Source organism: Rhodanobacter sp. BL-MT-08 (assembly GCF_054161255.1).
This window is the reverse complement of record NZ_CP167872.1, coordinates 2,129,688-2,143,580: the sequence shown is the minus strand read 5'-3', so window position 1 is coordinate 2,143,580 and position 13,893 is coordinate 2,129,688. Positions and strand designations below refer to the sequence as shown.

Genomic DNA, 13,893 nt, shown 5'->3' with positions numbered 1-13,893 from the left:
TCGATGGATGCCAACGCGCTGGCGTGGATCACGCGGCGGACAAACCGCCAAGCTCGCCCATGAACTGGCGATAGTGGCGCAGCTCGTCGATCGAATCGCGGATATCCGACAGCGCGGTGTGCGCCGATTCCTTGCCGAAGCTCTTGGCCACATTCGGCGCCCAGCGACGAGCCAGTTCCTTCAGCGTGGACACGTCGAGGTTGCGGTAATGGAAATAGCGCTCCAGCCGCGGCATCTGCCGGTGCATGAAGCGGCGATCCTGGCAGATCGAGTTGCCGCACATCGGCGACTTGCCCGGCGGCACCCACGCACGCAAAAACTCCACCGTCGCCTGCTCGGCCATTGCGTGATCGGTTTCGGAGTTCAGCACCTGCCGCCACAGGCCGGACTTGTGATGCTGGTTGCTATTCCAGTTGTCCATCGACTCCAGTCGGTCGATCTCGTGGCGAATGGCAAACACCGGGCCTTCGGCCAGCACGTTGAGATCCTTGTCCGTCACCACCGTGGCAATCTCGAGAATCGAGTCGTTATCGGTGTCGAGTCCGGTCATTTCCAGATCGATCCAGATCAGGTTTTCTTCGTTCACGACGCTCATGCATGCTCCTTGGGAAAGCCAGTTTATCAGTCTTGCTCGATCTGCCCAGCAAATGCGTGTGCCGACCCGTTTAACCACATACGTACAAACGTGCCGTTGAGCTTCGACCGCCTTGGCGCGTGCGATGATTCACGTCATGCAGACTTTCTTCTGGCACGACTACGAAACCTCCGGCGCCGACGCGCGGCGCGACCGCCCGCTGCAGTTTGCCGGCATCCGCACCACGCTCGAACTGGAGATTATCGGCGAGCCCGTGATGTTTTACGGAAAGCCCTCGCGCGAAATGCCGCCGCATCCGGATGCCTGCATGATTACCGGCATCACGCCGCAGCTGGCCGAACGTGAAGGCCTGCTGGAGAGCGAGTTCGCCGCCCGCGTGCACGAACAGCTGTCGGCCCCGGGCACCTGCGGCGTGGGCTACAACTCGCTGCGCTTCGATGACGAGTTCACCCGGCAAATGCTGTACCGCAATTTCTACGAGCCTTACGGGCGCGAGTGGGAAAACGGCAATTCGCGCTGGGATCTCATCGATCTGGTGCGCATGTGCCAGGCGCTGCGACCGGAAGGCATCGTCTGGCCCACGCGGGACGACGGCTCGCCCAGTTTTAAGCTGGAGCACCTGGCTACCGCCAACCAGCTGACGCAGGAGCGCGCGCACGACGCGCTGTCCGACGTCTACGCGCTGATCGACCTGGCCCGGCTGGTCCGCGTGCGCCAGCCGCGGCTGTGGGACTGGTACTACGGCCTGCGGCGCAAACAGAAAGTATTCGAAATGCTCGACGTGATCGGCATGACGCCGGTGGTTCACGTGTCGTCACGCTATCCGGCCAGCCGGCACTGTCTCACCGTGATCGCGCCGCTGGCGCCGCATCCCAGCCGCGCGGGCGAGGTGATTGTCTACGACCTGGCCGCCGACCCGGCGACCTGGCTGGCGCTGGATGAAGAAGAGATCGCCGATCGCATTTTTACCGCACGCGCCGACTTGCCGGAAGGCATCGAACGCATTCCGCTGCGCACCGTGCGCGCCAATCACGCACCGGCGCTGGCGCCGCTGTCGGTACTGCAGGGCATCGATACCGATCGCCTGCAGCTGAATATGGAAGCCTGCCTCGCCCACCGCGACGTGCTGCACGCCGCCGAAGGGCTGACCGAAAAACTGCGCCGCGTGTTTCAGCGCGCGGCCGAGCTGCCGCCGCCGGATGATCCCGAGCTGGCGCTTTACGGCGGCGGCTTTCTCCCCGACGCCGACAAGAAGCTGCTGGCCCAGGTGCGAGCGACGCCGCCCGAACAATTGGGCGAACGCCACTTTCCCTTTCGCGACGCGCGCTATGCCCAACTGCTTTTTCGCTATCGCGCGCGGAACTGGCCGCAGACGCTCAACGACGAAGAGCGAGAGCGCTGGGACGCTTTCCGCACATCGCGTCTGACACGGCATACCTCGCTGACCGGCCTGACGCTGGACGAATACTTTGCCCGCATTGCCGAGCTGCGCATCGATCCTCAGGCGCACGGCAAACTCAGCCTGCTCGATCAGCTGCAGGCCTGGGGCGAAGAACTTGCTGCAAGCCTCTAAGGCGCCGCTCGCGCCATAAGCAGGACGCATACGACAAACTTTAGTATTCCCTCCATCTCACTACTTCACTACGGTCCGACGATCGCGCATGCCCAGAGCCTACTTCACGCCCGCCACCTTTCGCTTTCTCGCCGCGCTGGATCACCACAACAGCCGCGAGTGGTTTCATGCGCACAAGGACGACTACGAGCGCCATGTGCGCGAGCCGTTCCTGCAGCTCATTACCGACCTGCAGGCGCCGCTGGCGAAGATCAGCACGCACTACCGTGCCGACCCGCGCAAGAACGGCGGCTCGCTGTTTCGCATCTTTCGCGACACGCGTTTCTCCAACAACAAGCTGCCGTACAAATCGTGGCAGGGCGCCCGGTTTTTCCACGAGCGCCGTCACGAGATTCCGGCGCCCTCGTTTTACATGCATATCCAGCCCGGCGACTGCTTTGCCGGCGGCGGCATGTGGCATCCGGAGTCGGATGCGCTGAAACACATCCGCGAATTCATCGCGGACAATCCGGCGACATGGAAGCGCGCCACGCAGAGCAAGGCCTTTCGCGAACATCTGACGCTGGGCGGCGAATCACTGAGCCGCCCGCCGCGCGGATACGACCCCACACACGAACTGATCGACGACCTCAAGCGCAAGGATTTCGTCGCCTCGGCACACTTCGACGAGGCGCTCGCCTGTTCCGACGAGCTGCTGCCGTGGCTCGTATTGACGTACAAAAAAGTCTCGCCGCTGGTCGACTATCTCTGCGCCGCGCAGGAGCTTGAGTTCTGAGGTTTAGCGCTCGTAGAACTCGCGCCGAGTGCTCAACAGATAGATCGCCACGCCCATGCCTACCACGGCGGTGATGGCCACATAATGCGCAGGCGCCAGCTGGCCGAGCTTCTCGGCCAGCACGCCGATCAGCGGCGGCGTGATCGCACCGAAAATCGCGTACGCGATGTTGTAGGAAAACGAAATGCCGGTGAAGCGGATCGCCGGCGGAAACGCAGCCACCATCACCGATGGCACCACGCCGACCACGCCCACGCTGAGGCCGGCGATCGCGTACAGCAACAGAAAATGCGTGCCGCCCGCCGCCAGATCCAGATACAGCGCATACGTGGTCACCAGCAGCGCCAGTGACCCCAGCAGCAGCGCCCAGCCGCGGCCGATGCGGTCTACCAGCAGGCCACCGCCAAGACAGCCGAAGCACAGGCACAGCGCGGCAATGCTGCTGCCTTCAAAGGCCAGCGCCGGCGCCAGATGAAATTTCACCTGCACCAGCGTCGGCGTCATCAGAATCACCACCACGATGCCGGCGGTCAGCATCCAGGTCACCAGCACCGACAGCCACACGCCGGCCAGATGGCTGCGCACCACCGTTTTCAGCGGCAGCTCCTGCGCCAGCTGCTTGCGCTCGCGCAGGGACGCAAACACCGGGGTTTCACTGAGCCAGCGGCGCAACCACACCGCGATGAAACCAAACACGCCGCCCAGCACGAACGGAATGCGCCACGCAAAGGCCAGCACCTGATCCGGCGTGTAGTGCCTGCTTATCGCTGCGGCCAGCAGCGAGCCGATCAGGATGCCCGCAGTCAGCCCGCAGGTCAGCGCCGCGCACGCAAAACCAACGCGCCCCACCGGCGCATGCTCGGCGACAAACACCCATGCGCCGGGAATCTCGCCACCAATGGCGATGCCCTGCACGATGCGCAGCAGCAGCAAGAGCAGCGGCGCCAGCAGACCGAACTGCGCGTAGGTCGGCAGCAGGCCGATCGCCAGCGTCGGCACCGCCATCAGAAACACGCTGAGGGTAAACATCTTTTTGCGCCCGGCCTTGTCACCGAAGTGCGCCATCACGATGCCGCCCAGCGGCCGCGCGAGATAACCGGCGGCAAAGATGCCGTAGACCTGCAGCTGGGCCAGCCAGGGCTCGACGCTGGCCGGGAAAAAAAGCTGGCCCAGCACTTTTGCAAAAAACACGAACACCACGAAGTCGTAGAACTCGAGCGCCCCGCCCAGCGCCGAGAGCGTCAGCGTTCGCGCATCGTTGCGGTTCAGTGGGCGGGCGACCTGTGATGGCGAGGTTTGGGTGTCGAATGGCATCGAGGACTCGTCGGATTTTTGAAATGATGGCGCTGGCGACCATACACCAATCCGTGCCCCAAGAAAGCCGCCTCATGCAGACTCGTGCGGAGGGTTTTGCCGGCCCAAAACTGAGATAGCTGTCGTGACAGTGAGATGCTATAAAGCCGTCTGGACTGCCAACCGGTTTTTGCTGCCATGCACCACACACGGAAGAATCTCGTTCGCCGCACGACCCTGTCTGCCGGCTTGCTGCTGGCTTTCGCGCTGCCTCTGCACGCAGAGAATTTTACCCTCGCCAACGGCGACATTATTGGCGAATGGAATACCCGCCTGGTGGCTGGCGCAGCGATGCGTACCAGTAATCCGTCCAGGCATCTGGTCGGCAAGGGCTTCGAGTCCAACGGCAGGCCCAAGGGCGGCGACGGCGCGGACACTGCCGACGACGGCAACCTCAATTACGGCAAGGGCGACGTTTACTCGAACCTCTACAAGATCGTCACCGGCGTCGATCTGAAATACGGCAATCTCGGCGTCGACGTGAGCGCACGCGCCTGGTACGACGCCGCACTGGAAAACCGCGACGTGCCGCAGGGCAATACGCCGAACGGGTTCACGCCGAACCGCCCGCTGAGCGATCGCGGCTTTGATCACAGCAACGAATTTTCCGGCTTCATGTTTCTCAACGCCTATGTCTACGATCACTTCGACATGGGCGACAACACCGGCCTCGACGTGCGCGTGGGCAAGCAGAGCATCAAGTGGGGCGAGGATCTGTTCGTCCAGAACATCAACCAGGTCAATCCCACCGACTACACCACCCTGCACCGCCCCGGCACCGATCCGTCCACCGAGGCGCAGCTGCCGGTAGAAATGCTGTGGGGCAAGCTGACGTTCGATGGCCCGCTGAGTGTGGAAGGGTTTTACCAGTGGAAGTGGCGGCCGAACGAATACGACCCCTGCGGCACGTTCTTTTCCGGCAGCGATCTTGGCATTGACCGCGGCTGTGCCGGCATCGAAAGCAACGCCTATTACCCGCTCAATGCCTATTCGAAAGGTGCCGGCCAGTGGCTGAGCGACGGTTACCAGAATTCGGTAGGCAGCATTCTTCCGCGCGGCAACGATCTGCATGGCAGCAATAGCGGGCAGTTCGGCCTGTCGCTGCATTACAAGGCCGAAAGCATCGGTACGGATTTTGGCCTTTACTACATGCGACTCAATTCGCGTGCGCCGTATCTCGATGCCACCACGATCAATCCAGCGATCGAAAATACCAGCCTGATTCCAACGCTGACGGCAGCAGGCGTGCCGGCGGCGGACGCCGCGCTGTCGCAGCGCCTGTCCGGCATCACCGATTACTGGGCCTTTCCGAACGGCATCCATATTGCCGGCCTTTCGGCATCGACGCATCTCGGTGGCTGGAAAGTCGCCGCGGAAGTCTCCTACACCTCCGATCAACCGGTGCAGATCAATACCGCCGACATGTTCGCCGCGCTCACCCGCAACGGTGGCCCGATCGGCAGCCGCATGGCCGTGCTGCTGCCCGGCGACACCTTGCAGGGCTATGACCGCTTCGACAAGACGCAGGCGCAGATCAACGCGACGCGGCTATTCAAAGACGTGTGGGGCGCCGACACTGCCACGATCGGTGGCGAAGCGGTCTGGAGTCACGTGAACCTGCCGCCGCTGTCGCAGGCGCGTTACGGCCGCGGCTTCGCCTGGGGCTTCTCGCCGCAGTACAGCGACGGCAGCTGCTCGCCAGTGCAAAACCCGCAGGGTTGCGTAAGCCAGGGTTATTACACCCGCCAGGCCTGGGGCTATCGCCTGAAGGGGCAACTAAACTACTCATTACCCGGCAGCTGGACGCTGTCGCCCTCGCTGTCATGGGGCCAGGACGTGCACGGTTTCTCGGTCGACAACCAGCTGGTGCAGGGACGCAAGCCGTACACCATCAGCATCGCCGCGCAGTACGCCAAACGCTACTTTGCCACGCTGAGCTATACCAACTGGGTTGACAATGCGCCCTACGATCTGCTGAAGGATCACGATTTTCTCAGCTTCGCCGTCGGCGCGAATTTCTAGCCCGGCGATTCAGCCCGCTTCGTAGAGTTCGATCGGCAAATCGTCCGGGTCGGCAAAAAAGGTAAATCGCCGGCCCGTGTACTCATCGACGCGAACCGGCTCGCAGGTCACGCCACGCTGCAACAGCGTGGCGATGGACGCCTCGATATCGTCGACGACGAAGGCCAGATGCCGCAGGCCTTGCGCCTCCGGGCGCGACGGCCGTGGCGGCGGATCGGGGAAAGAAAACCGCTCGATCTGTACGCCGTCGCCTACCGCAAGATCGCACTTCCACGACTGCCGTGCCTCGCGATACACCTCGCGCACGATCGGCAGACCTAGCGTTTCGCTGTAGAACGCGCGCGATCGCGGGTAGTGCGAAGAGATAATGGCGACGTGGTGAATCGATTTCAGCAGCGAAGCGGCTTGGAGCGTGGACGTCATCGTCGCTTACGCGTCGTGAAACGGAATCGCCAGCACGTCGGCAATGGCATCGGTGTCGGCCAGACACATCAACAGGCGTTCGATGCCCATGGCAACGCCGGCTGCGTCGGGCATTTCATCCAGCGTGGCCAGCAGCCGATGATCGAGCGGTGACTCGGGCAAACCGCGCTCACGGCGTATCGCCTGGTCGCGCTCGAAACGCATGCGCTGCTCGTCGGCGTCGTTGAGCTCGTGATAGCCGTTGGCCACCTCGTGCTGGCCCAGATACAGCTCGAATCGCTCGGCCAGCGGCGGATCGCCGGCGCGGATTTTTGCCAGCGCGCACTGTGTGGCGGGATAGTCGTGGATCACCGTAATGCGGTCGCGCGAAAACGCGGGCTGCAGCCGATGGGTGATCAGCAGATCAAGCCAGTCGTCGCGCGTGAGGCCGGCCGGATCGATCGAGTATTCGGCCAGCGGCGCGCGCAGCTCGTCGATCGGTGCGTGCAGGGGATCGATACCGAGCTCGTCGAGAAACAGCTGGCGATAGCTGACGATATGCACCTCGGCGCGCCGCCCGACCATGGCCAGCGCCGCCTCGACCAGGGTGATGGTTTCTTCCATCAGGCGGCGATGATCCCAGCCAACCCGGTACCACTCCAGCATGGTGAACTCGGGATTATGCCGCCCGCCGGCCTCGCCGTTGCGAAAGACCCGGCCCAGCTCGTAGCAGTCGCCGATGCCTGCCGCGAGCAGTCGCTTGAGCGGATATTCCGGCGAGGTGCGCAGCCAGCGCTGCGCCTCGCCCGCGTCGACGTGTCCGCTGAAGCGCGTGGTGAAACTCTGGATATTCGGCTCGCTGTTGCCGGCCGCCGAGAGAATCGGCGTTTCCACTTCGAGCACGTTGCGCGTGGCGAAAAAGCTGCGGATCAGCGCATAGATGCTCGCACGCAGCTGCAGCGCCCCGGCCAGCGTCAGCTTGCGGGACTTCACGCGGTAGCCTCGTGCTTGGCCAGCAGCGCCAGCAGCTGCGCTTCATCCCACACGGCCACGCCAAGCTCCTGCGCCTTGTCGAGTTTGGAGCCGGCCGCTTCGCCGGCCACAACGAAATCCGTCTTCTTCGAAACCGATCCGGACACCTTCGCTCCGAGCGCCTCCAGCCGCTCTTTGGCCTCCTCGCGGCTCAGCGTCGGCAGCGTGCCGGTCAGCACCGCGGTTTGCCCTTCAAGCGGCGCTTTTTGCACGTTGGCGCTTCGGGGAATGGCATCGAGGAGCGACTGCATCGCCACGTCGACCTCGCGGAGCCGGGCTAGGTTGTCGTCATCGTCAAGAAACGTCTGCAAGCTGGTTGCTACCGCCGATGGCAGGCCTGCGACAACCCAATGCACCGAGCCCGCTTTCTTCAAGTCACCCAGCGTCGCGTAGTGCTTGCCGAGCAGTTCACCACTCTTGGTCTTGCTGCCAAGCTTGGGGATAGCGGCGACGTCAAGCAACACGCCGAGGCCCAACCGCTCGCGCAGCCTTGGCGAAGGCGACGCTTCGTCGCTGAAGGTAATACCCGCCGCCAGCAGCGCGTCGACGACGGCTTCATTGCCCGGCTGCGCGAAAAAGCCGGCAATCGAGCTGGCCACTTCGTCGCCGATATCCGGCAGCACGCGCAGTATCGGCGCCGGCATCGCGCGCACGAGATCCAGACGGCCAAACCAGGCGGCCAGCGTCTTAGCCGTGCTCTTGCCAATATGCATGATGCCCAGCGCAAACAGAAAGCGCGGCAGCGTCGACTGCTTGCTCGCTTCAATCGCTTCGACGAGATTCTCCGCCCACTTGGTCGCGACCTTTCCCGCTTTGACAGTTTCCGGCGTCGTACCATCGCGTTCGTCGATAGCCTGCTTCATGGCAATAAAGCGTTCGACGGTAAGTCCGTAAAGGTCGGCCGGCGTCCTGACGATGTCGAGCTCCACCAGCGCATCGACGAAGCGTTCGCCCAGACCTTCGATATCCATTGCACGGCGCGAGGCAAAATGAATCAACGCCTCTTTGCGCTGCGCGGCGCAGATCAAGCCACCGGAGCAGCGAAATGCGGCGGCGCCCTCCTCGCGCAGCAGCTGCGAGCCGCAGACCGGACAATGCGTCGGCATCGCCCACGGCACCGTGTGCGCCGGCCGCAGCTCGTCCATCACGCGTACGACTTCGGGAATGACGTCGCCCGCACGGCGCACGATCACCGTATCGCCCACGCGCACGTCGAGCCGCGCGATCTGGTCGGCGTTGTGCAGCGTGGCGTTGGTGACGATGACGCCGGCCACCTGCACCGGCGCCAGACGCGCGACCGGCGTCGCCGCGCCGGTGCGGCCGATCTGGATTTCGATGGCTTCGACCGTCGTCAGCTGTTCCTGCGCGGGGAACTTGTGCGCGATCGCCCAGCGCGGCGCGCGCGAGACGAAGCCCATCTCGCGCTGGCCGGCGTAGTCGTCGAGCTTGTAGACCACGCCGTCGATGTCGTACGGCAGTGCATCGCGCTTGGCGCCTATACGATGGAAGTAGGCAACGAGCCCATCGAAGCCTTTGGCTGTGCCAACCTCGGGCGATACCGGAAAGCCCCAGTCGCGCAGCTGCTGCAGCGTCTGCGAGTGCGTCGGCGGCAGCTCACCGCCTTCGACCACGCCGATGGCATACGCAAAAAAGCTCAGCCGCCGCTTCGCCGTAATGGCCGGGTCGAGCTGGCGCAGGGAGCCGGCCGCGCCGTTGCGCGGATTGGCCAGCGGCTTTTCATCGTTGGCGCGGGCGCGTTCGTTGAAGCTCTCGAAATCCTTGCGCAGCATGATCACTTCGCCGCGCACTTCCAGCACCGTCGGCCAGCCTTGGCCGCGAAGCTTCAACGGAATGGCGCGCACCGTGCGCAGATTGGCGGTGACATCCTCACCGGTTTCGCCGTCGCCGCGCGTGGCGCCCTGCACGAAAACACCGTGCTCGTAGCGCAGGCTGATCGCCAGACCGTCGAGCTTGGGCTCGACCGAAAATACCGGCTCGCGCCGATCCAGGGTCTGCTCGATGCGGCGCTCGAATTCGGCGACTTCGTGGAAACGCTCACGCTCGCTCTCGCCGTCCTGTTCGAACGCGTTGCCCAGCGACAGCATTGGCAGCGCATGACGCACCTCGGCAAAGCCACCTTTCGCGCGGGCACCGACGCGGCGGGTCGGGGAATCGGGCGTGGCCAGGTCGGGATGATCGGCTTCCAGCGCTTCGAGTTCGCGCATCAGCCGGTCGTATTCGGCGTCCGGCATCTGCGGGTCGTCGAGCACGTGATAGCGATGGTTGGCCTGCTCGATCAGCTCCCGCAGCGCAGCGGCGCGCGCAGCGGAATCGGCAAAGGCTGGGCGTTCGGTCATGCAAATCTCCTGGGGCCTCCAAGTTTAACGATACCGGCGCCTTTCGGATGACCGGCAGGTATTCGGAGCCGCGCGGCACCTCGGCGCAGCTGCCACTGGCCTCACGTCTGAACGATGTTTCACGAGGATCAAACTGTCACAGCAGCTACCATTGCAAGGTCATGTCACCCGATGCCGCCACTGCAGAGACGCGCGCTGCCGTCGCCACAGTCGCCGAGCCTGCCTCGGTGTCGGAGGTGGTGCAGGAGATATCCACCCGCGAGCGCTATCGCGGCCTGCTGTGGCTGGTGGCAGCCGCGTTTTTCATGCAATCGCTGGATTCCACCGTGGTCAACACCGCGGTGCCGGCGATGGCGAACGCGCTGAGCGTCACGCCGCTGGGCATGCGCACGGCGCTCACCAGCTACGTGCTGACGCTGGCGATCCTGATTCCGGCCAGCCCCTGGCTGTGCGACCGCCTGGGAACGCGGCGTGTGTTCGGTCTCGCCATCATCGTGTTCGGCACCGGTTCGTTGCTGTGCGGCCTGGCACAGACGCTGCCCGAGCTGGTCGCGGCGCGCGTGTTGCAAGGTGTGGGCGGCGCGTCGCTGATGCCGGTGGGCCGCTATGTGCTGGTGCGCAGCATCGAGAAGCGTGAATTCGTTCGCGCCATGAGCACGGTGGCGACTTTCGGACTGCTCGGCTCGGTGCTCGGTCCGCTGCTCGGCGGCGCGCTGGTCGAGTTCACCTCGTGGCGGCTGATCTTTCTGATCAACGTGCCGGTAGCGATGGCCGGGGTGTGGATGAACCGGCGCAACATGCCGGACTACCGGCTCGATCATGCCAATCGCTTCGACCTCACCGGCTTTCTGATGTTTGCTGCCGCGTCGGCCATGCTGCTTACCGCCTCGGAACTGGCCGGCAGCACGCCGGTGCCGTGGGGCCACATCGGCCTGTGCACGCTGCTGGCGCTGCTGCTGGGTGCGGTCTACGTGTGGCACAGCCAACGCACAGAATTTCCGGTCGCCGACCTCACCCTGCTGCGCGTGCGCAGCGTATGGGTGGCGCTGGCCGGCGGCCTGTTCACCCGGCTCGGCATCTCCGGCATGTTTCTGCTGCTGGTGCTGTTTCTGCAGGTTGGCTGCGGCTGGTCGCCGCTGATGGCCGGCCTGATGATGGTGCCGCAGGCGCTCGGGTCGATCAGCGCGAAGTGGGCGATCAACCGCGCCCTGATCTATCTGGGCTATCGCCGCCTCCTGTTTGGCAACACGCTGATCGCCTCGGTGCTGATGGCGATGTTCGCCCTGCTCGGGCCGAGCACGCCGATGTGGGCTACCGCGCTGCTGGTCTTCGTCTACGGCGCCTGCACCGGCATGCAGTACACGGCGATGAACACGCTGATCTACAACGACCTCGATATCAAATATGCCTCGATGGCGTCGTCGATGGCCTCGACCGCGCAGTATCTGGCGATGAGTTTCGGCATCGCGCTGGCCACGCTGTTGATGGAAGCGCTGCTGCAGGGCCATGCGCACGAGCAGTACATCGTCGCCTTCCGCTGGACGGTGGTCTTGCTCGGCGGCATCACCGCGATCGCCAGCCGCATCTTCAGCCGGCTGCCGAAGGACAGGCCGCTCGGCGGTTCGGTCGCGGTGCGCTGATCTGCGCATTGTTCGATTGGTGCACAATGTGGCCAACGTCGCGCGACGGTCGATGTAGCATGGTGCTTTCGAAGACAGCCTGAGCGCACCGCATGCAGCATGCCAGCGACATCCTGTTTACCCTCTTCGTCGTTTTTATCGCCGCGCAGCTGGGCGGCGAAATCGCGCAGCGCCTGAAGCTGCCCGGCGTGGTCGGCGAGATCGCCGCCGGCTGCGTGATCGGCCCTTCCCTGCTCGGTCTTATCGCACCGGACCAGATCGCCATCGGCACGCCGCTGGACGTGCTGGCCGAGATCGGCGTGGTGCTGCTGCTGTTTTCCGTTGGCCTGGAAACGCGGCTGGAGGATTTGAAGAAGGTCGGCAAGGTGGCGTTTCTGGTCGGCGTGCTGGGCGTTGCCGTGCCGTTCGTCATGGGCAGCCTGTGGGCCCACGGTAGCGGCTTCAGCTGGGACAAGTCGCTGTTCGTAGCGGCGGCGTTCGTGGCGACTTCGGCCGGCATCACCGCCCGCGTACTGCAGGAGCTGCATGCGCTGCAGCGGATCGAGAGCAAGGTGATTCTCGGCGCCGCCGTGATCGACGACATCCTGGCGATGCTGCTGCTCGGCGTGGTTGTCTCGCTGCAGGGCGGCGGCGGATTTGACCCGACACATCTGCTGGTAGTGCTGGTGGGCGCCGTTGGGTTTATCGCAGTGATCGGCTGGGGTGGCACGCGCGTGATGCGCTGGAATTCCACCTGGCTGGACAAGCCGCGCGATCCGCATTCGCCGCTGATGATCGTGCTGGCGATGTGCCTCGGGCTTGCCTATCTCTCCACGCTGTTCGGGCTGGCCGCGATCATCGGCGCCTTCCTGGCCGGCATGATCGCGTCGGAAACGCAGCAGCGGCAGACGCTGGAAAAACAGACCATGCCGTTGCTGGCGCTGCTGACGCCGTTTTTCTTCGTGGTAACCGGCAGCAAGATCGATCTGCACGAACTGGCCAGTGCGGACGCGCTGATCATGCTGGCGGTGATCACCCTGATCGCCATAGTCTCCAAGCTGATCGGCGGCTGGCTGGGCTCGCTGTCGCTGGGCCGGCGCAGCGCCACCATCGTCGGTTTTGGCATGGTGCCGCGAGGTGAAGTCGGCGTGGTGATCGCCAGCCTCGGCCTGACCGCTGGCGTGTTCAACAACCGCATCTACGCCATCATCGTGGCCATGTCGCTGCTCACCGCGATGGTGACGCCTCCGGTGCTGGCGTGGCTGTTGAAGCGATCGGCCAGTGACGGCGATTTGAACGGCAATTCACCGCCCAGCGATGCCAACGCCGCTTCATGACGTAACGCGCCGTGAGGCCGAAAAAGACCGCGCCAGATTGGCGGGCGATTCCGCTGGAGTGACTGGACTGACAGCGCTGCCACAGCAGCGTGTCATCTTCAATTCCGGACTCGCCGTGAACATCAGACTGCTGTTTTCCTTTTCCCTCGCCGAAGCCTTGAGGCTCGGCGGCATCGGCGGCATCGGCGCAGCAAGCGCCAGCTCGGATGCCAGCGGTGTGATGGTCCGACAGGACGGCATCCATCTGCGCTGCGACCAGTGCGGCACGGTGCGGAGCGTGGAGCGCAATATCACTCAGGGCAGCAACTACGGCGTGGCCGGAGCCATCATCGGCGCGGTCGCCGGCGGTGTGCTGTGCAACCAGATCGGCAAGGGCGGCAGCAGCGAGAGCTATCTGGTGCGGATGCGCATGGGCGACGGCGGCTACAACAATGTGCAGGTGAAGGATGCCAGCGGCATTCGCGCCGGCGACATTGTGCAGCTCGATCGGAATGGCAACATCACCCGCATCCGCTGAGTCAGGCTGTACCGCAAGACCGCAAGTCTCTTTGGGATGGCCTCATAAAAAACGCCCCAGCCGGGGCGTATTTCTTGCGCCGATCGATTGCGCATTCTGCGCAACAATCCGCGTGTTTCATGCTGCTTTGGGGACCCTGAACGCTTCCAGTGCGCGTCGTGTCAAAAGGTAGATGCCGATGTCGGTCGAGTCGGTGCTATGGATGGCGCGCACGGCCTCTAGCAGCTCGCTGTCGGTGCATCGGAACCGCCGGCACCATAAGGCGCGGCTTGGACGATTACGCAGTTGGATGTGTTCTGTCATCGGCTGTA

The 13,893-nt window shown here is 63.9% G+C and carries 12 protein-coding genes; 6 read left to right on the top strand and 6 right to left on the bottom strand.

Annotation, left to right across the window (positions count from 1 at the left end; translation table 11 throughout):
- Nucleotides 1-28: 28 nt before the first annotated feature.
- On the bottom strand, nucleotides 29-595 hold the full coding sequence (gene orn, locus ACDK93_RS09465; protein ID WP_458068237.1) for an oligoribonuclease: 567 nt from the start codon (nucleotides 593-595) through the stop codon (nucleotides 29-31).
- A gap of 136 nt (nucleotides 596-731) precedes the next feature.
- On the opposite strand from orn, the gene sbcB reads away from it, so the two are divergent.
- Nucleotides 732-2,168 (top strand): exodeoxyribonuclease I, encoded by a 1,437-nt coding sequence (gene sbcB, locus ACDK93_RS09460; protein ID WP_458068236.1) that lies wholly within the window; start codon nucleotides 732-734, stop codon nucleotides 2,166-2,168.
- Nucleotides 2,169-2,256: 88 nt separating this feature from the next.
- Nucleotides 2,257-2,943 (top strand): DUF2461 domain-containing protein, encoded by a 687-nt coding sequence (locus tag ACDK93_RS09455; protein ID WP_458068235.1) that lies wholly within the window; start codon nucleotides 2,257-2,259, stop codon nucleotides 2,941-2,943.
- A 3-nt stretch (nucleotides 2,944-2,946) separates the two neighbouring features.
- On the opposite strand, the gene ACDK93_RS09450 is transcribed toward ACDK93_RS09455, so the two are convergent.
- Complete coding sequence (locus tag ACDK93_RS09450; RefSeq protein WP_458068234.1) at nucleotides 2,947-4,257, bottom strand: MFS transporter; 1,311 nt, start codon at nucleotides 4,255-4,257, stop codon at nucleotides 2,947-2,949.
- 177 nt (nucleotides 4,258-4,434) lie between these two features.
- Here ACDK93_RS09450 and ACDK93_RS09445 point away from each other — a divergent pair, with 177 nt between their 5' ends.
- On the top strand, nucleotides 4,435-6,318 hold the full coding sequence (locus ACDK93_RS09445; RefSeq protein ID WP_458068233.1) for a DUF1302 domain-containing protein: 1,884 nt from the start codon (nucleotides 4,435-4,437) through the stop codon (nucleotides 6,316-6,318).
- A 9-nt stretch (nucleotides 6,319-6,327) separates the two neighbouring features.
- Here ACDK93_RS09445 and gloA2 read toward each other — a convergent pair whose 3' ends face one another.
- From gloA2 to ligA, 3 genes are read right to left on the bottom strand one after another with little or no spacing between them, the layout of a single operon-like run.
- Nucleotides 6,328-6,741 (bottom strand): SMU1112c/YaeR family gloxylase I-like metalloprotein, encoded by a 414-nt coding sequence (gene gloA2 / locus ACDK93_RS09440; protein WP_458068232.1) that lies wholly within the window; start codon nucleotides 6,739-6,741, stop codon nucleotides 6,328-6,330.
- 6 nt (nucleotides 6,742-6,747) lie between these two features.
- The gene (epmA, locus tag ACDK93_RS09435; protein ID WP_458068231.1) at nucleotides 6,748-7,713 is read right to left on the bottom strand and encodes an EF-P lysine aminoacylase EpmA; all 966 of its coding nucleotides are present in this window, start codon (nucleotides 7,711-7,713) and stop codon (nucleotides 6,748-6,750) included.
- The gene (ligA, locus tag ACDK93_RS09430; RefSeq protein ID WP_458068230.1) at nucleotides 7,710-10,109 is read right to left on the bottom strand and encodes an NAD-dependent DNA ligase LigA; all 2,400 of its coding nucleotides are present in this window, start codon (nucleotides 10,107-10,109) and stop codon (nucleotides 7,710-7,712) included. Before ligA ends, epmA begins: the two co-directional genes overlap by 4 nt.
- Before the next feature lie 161 nt (nucleotides 10,110-10,270).
- On the opposite strand from ligA, the gene ACDK93_RS09425 reads away from it, so the two are divergent.
- The 3 genes from ACDK93_RS09425 to ACDK93_RS09415 all read left to right on the top strand — a co-directional run bounded on the left by ACDK93_RS09425 (nucleotide 10,271) and on the right by ACDK93_RS09415 (nucleotide 13,582).
- Entirely contained in the window at nucleotides 10,271-11,749 is a 1,479-nt protein-coding gene (locus ACDK93_RS09425) for an MFS transporter (protein ID WP_458068229.1), read from the top strand.
- Between the two features lie 92 nt (nucleotides 11,750-11,841).
- Complete coding sequence (locus tag ACDK93_RS09420; RefSeq protein ID WP_458068228.1) at nucleotides 11,842-13,065, top strand: cation:proton antiporter; 1,224 nt, start codon at nucleotides 11,842-11,844, stop codon at nucleotides 13,063-13,065.
- Nucleotides 13,066-13,180: 115 nt separating this feature from the next.
- A complete protein-coding gene (locus ACDK93_RS09415; RefSeq protein ID WP_458068227.1) occupies nucleotides 13,181-13,582 on the top strand; it encodes a hypothetical protein in 402 nt (133 codons plus the stop codon).
- A gap of 117 nt (nucleotides 13,583-13,699) precedes the next feature.
- On the opposite strand, the gene ACDK93_RS09410 is transcribed toward ACDK93_RS09415, so the two are convergent.
- Complete coding sequence (locus tag ACDK93_RS09410) at nucleotides 13,700-13,885, bottom strand: DUF3606 domain-containing protein (protein WP_458068226.1); 186 nt, start codon at nucleotides 13,883-13,885, stop codon at nucleotides 13,700-13,702.
- Nucleotides 13,886-13,893: the final 8 nt, after the last annotated feature.

Coding starts and splice junctions, on each gene's coding strand:
- ACDK93_RS09445 (WP_458068233.1), top strand. CDS start 4,435: ATGCACCACACACGGAAGAATCTCGTTCGCCGCACGACCCTGTCTGCC.
- orn (WP_458068237.1), bottom strand. CDS start 595: ATGAGCGTCGTGAACGAAGAAAACCTGATCTGGATCGATCTGGAAATG.
- gloA2 (WP_458068232.1), bottom strand. CDS start 6,741: ATGACGTCCACGCTCCAAGCCGCTTCGCTGCTGAAATCGATTCACCAC.
- ACDK93_RS09450 (WP_458068234.1), bottom strand. CDS start 4,257: ATGCCATTCGACACCCAAACCTCGCCATCACAGGTCGCCCGCCCACTG.
- ACDK93_RS09410 (WP_458068226.1), bottom strand. CDS start 13,885: ATGACAGAACACATCCAACTGCGTAATCGTCCAAGCCGCGCCTTATGG.
- ACDK93_RS09420 (WP_458068228.1), top strand. CDS start 11,842: ATGCAGCATGCCAGCGACATCCTGTTTACCCTCTTCGTCGTTTTTATC.
- ligA (WP_458068230.1), bottom strand. CDS start 10,109: ATGACCGAACGCCCAGCCTTTGCCGATTCCGCTGCGCGCGCCGCTGCG.
- sbcB (WP_458068236.1), top strand. CDS start 732: ATGCAGACTTTCTTCTGGCACGACTACGAAACCTCCGGCGCCGACGCG.
- ACDK93_RS09425 (WP_458068229.1), top strand. CDS start 10,271: ATGTCACCCGATGCCGCCACTGCAGAGACGCGCGCTGCCGTCGCCACA.
- ACDK93_RS09455 (WP_458068235.1), top strand. CDS start 2,257: ATGCCCAGAGCCTACTTCACGCCCGCCACCTTTCGCTTTCTCGCCGCG.